The organism is Novosphingobium sp. UBA1939 (assembly GCF_002336885.1).
In the GTDB taxonomy this organism is placed as follows: domain Bacteria; phylum Pseudomonadota; class Alphaproteobacteria; order Sphingomonadales; family Sphingomonadaceae; genus Novosphingobium.
In genome coordinates, this window is sequence record NZ_DDFB01000158.1 from 1 (window position 1) to 2506 (window position 2506).

Annotated in this window: 1 protein-coding gene and 1 pseudogene; both read left to right on the plus strand. The window is 70.0% G+C overall.

The features are described 5' to 3' along the window. A pseudogene (locus tag B3547_RS21140) lies at positions 1-354 on the plus strand (phenylalanine--tRNA ligase subunit alpha); the annotation flags it as partial. Continuing rightward, a partial coding sequence (pheT, locus tag B3547_RS21145; protein WP_292966805.1) for a phenylalanine--tRNA ligase subunit beta occupies positions 351-2506 on the plus strand: 2156 nt, incomplete at its 3' end. The pseudogene B3547_RS21140 and the gene pheT, both read left to right, overlap by 4 nt.

Below are 2506 nucleotides of genomic sequence, written 5' to 3' on the forward strand. Positions count from 1 at the left end.
CTGCGCCCGAGCTATTTCCCGTTCACCGAACCGTCGGTGGAAGTCGACGTGGGCTATGCCGTGGTCAACGGCAAGCGCGTGGTTGGCGGCGGCGGTGACGTCGAGAACGGCGGCTGGATGGAAGTGCTGGGCTCGGGCATGGTCAACCGCCGCGTCATCGAATTCGGCGGGCTCGATCCCGATGAATGGCAGGGCTTCGCCTTCGGCACCGGCGTCGACCGGCTGGCCATGCTGAAATACGGCATGGACGATCTGCGGGCGTTCTTCGATGGCGATGTGCGCTGGCTGCGGCACTACGGTTTCGGCGCGCTCGATGTGCCGACGCTTTCCGGCGGCGTGGGGGTGAAGGCATGAAGTTCGCGCTTTCGTGGCTGAAGGACCACCTCGATACCGGGGCCAATACTGGGGCCGACGCCGATACCATCGCGCGCAAGCTGACCGCGCTGGGCCTTGAAATCGAAGGCGTGGAGGATGCCTCCACCGCGCTGGGCGCGTTCCGCATCGCGCGCGTGCTGACGGCGGAAAAGCATCCGCAGGCGGACAAGCTGCAGGTGCTGTCGGTCGATCTGGGAGATGGCGCGCCACTCCAGGTGGTCTGCGGCGCGCCCAATGCGCGCGCGGGGCTGGTCGGCGTGCTCGGCCTGCCTGGCGCGGTCGTGCCCGCCAACGGCATGGAGCTGCGCAAGTCCGCCATTCGCGGCGTCGAATCCAACGGCATGATGTGTTCGACGCGCGAACTCGGCCTCGGCGAGGAACACGATGGCATCATCGAACTGCCGGCCGACGCGCCGGTGGGCGCGACCTTTGCCGACTACCTGGGGTCGGACCCGGTGTTTGACGTGGCGATCACGCCCAACCGGCCCGATTGCATGGGCGTGTACGGCATCGCGCGCGATCTGGCCGCTGCGGGGCTGGGCACGCTGAAGCCCGTGAATGCCGCGCCCGTCGCTGGCGCGTTCGCGTGCCCGGTGGACATCCGCATCGAGGACGCCGAAGGCTGCCCCGCGTTTTACGGCCGCGTGATCCGGGGCGTGAAGAACGGCCCTTCGCCGCAGTGGTTGCAGGACCGGCTCAAGAGCGCCGGCCAGCGCCCGATCTCGGCGCTGGTGGACGTGACCAACTACGTCATGCTCGCCTATGGCCGCCCGGCGCACGCCTATGATCTGGCGAAGCTGAACGGTGCGGTCGTGGCGCGCCGGGCCACCGATGGCGAGAAGGTCGTCGCGCTCAACGGCAAGGAATACACGCTCGATTCGACGATGACCGTGATCGCCGACGCGGCGGGCGTGCACGACGTGGCCGGCATCATGGGCGGCGAGCATTCGGGCTGCGCCGACGATACCACCGATGTCCTGCTTGAAGTCGCCTATTTCGATCCGGCGCGCATCGCCCGCACCGGGCAGGCGCTGGCGCTAACCAGTGATGCGCGCGGCCGGTTCGAACGCGGGGTGGACCCGGCGTTCCTCGATGCCGGGATCGAGCTGCTGACGCGGCTGATCCTCGACATCTGTGGTGGCGAAGCGTCCGAGGTGCTGCGCGTGGGCGCGCCGCCGCTGGCGCGCAAGACCGTGGCTTACGATCCTGCGCTGGCCGGCCGGCTGGGCGGCGTGGCGGTTGCCGAGGATGAACAGCGCCGCATTCTTGCCGCGCTGGGCTTCGAGGCGGCGGCGGGAGAAGGGGCCGGCTGGACCGTGACCGTGCCCACCTGGCGCCCCGACGTGGATGGCGCGGCCGACATCGTGGAGGAAGTGATCCGCGTGCACGGGCTGGACGCGGTGCCTTCCACGCCGCTGCCGCGTGCGGACGGGGTGGCGAAGCCCACCGCCACGCCGGCGCAGATCGTGGAACGGCGCGTGCGCCGCGCCGCTGCCGCGCGCGGGCTGCACGAGGCGGTCACCTGGTCGTTCCTGCCCGAAGGCGAGGCGGAGCATTTCACCGAAGGCAATGGCGGGCTGTGGGTGCTGGCCAATCCGATTTCGGAAGACCTCAAGGCAATGCGCCCGTCGCTGCTGCCGGGCCTGCTTTCGGCGACCCGGCGCAACCTCGATCGCGGTGCGGCGTCGGTCGGCCTGTTCGAGATCGGCCGTCGCTATCTGCGCGGTGAGGCCGGGGCGAGCGACGAGAAGCTGAGCCTCGTGGTGGTGCTGGCAGGCGAAAAGACTCCGCGCGGCTGGAAGACGGGCAAGGCGCAGGCCTTTGATGCCTTCGACGCCAAGGCCGAAGCGCTGGCGCTGCTGGCCGAAGCCGGGGCGCCGGTCGACAACCTGCAGGTGATGGGCGAGGCCGGGCCGCAGTTCCATCCGGGCCAGTCCGCCACGCTGCGGCTGGGGCCGAAGACGGTGCTGGCACGCTTTGGCATCCTGCACCCGGCGACCGCCAAGGCCTTCGATCTCGACGGGCCGGTGGCCGCCGTGGAGCTGTTCCTCGATCGCATTCCCCCGAAGAAGGCCGCGCCCGGCTTCGCCCGGCCGCACTATGCGCCGCCCGCGCTGCAGGCGGTGACGCG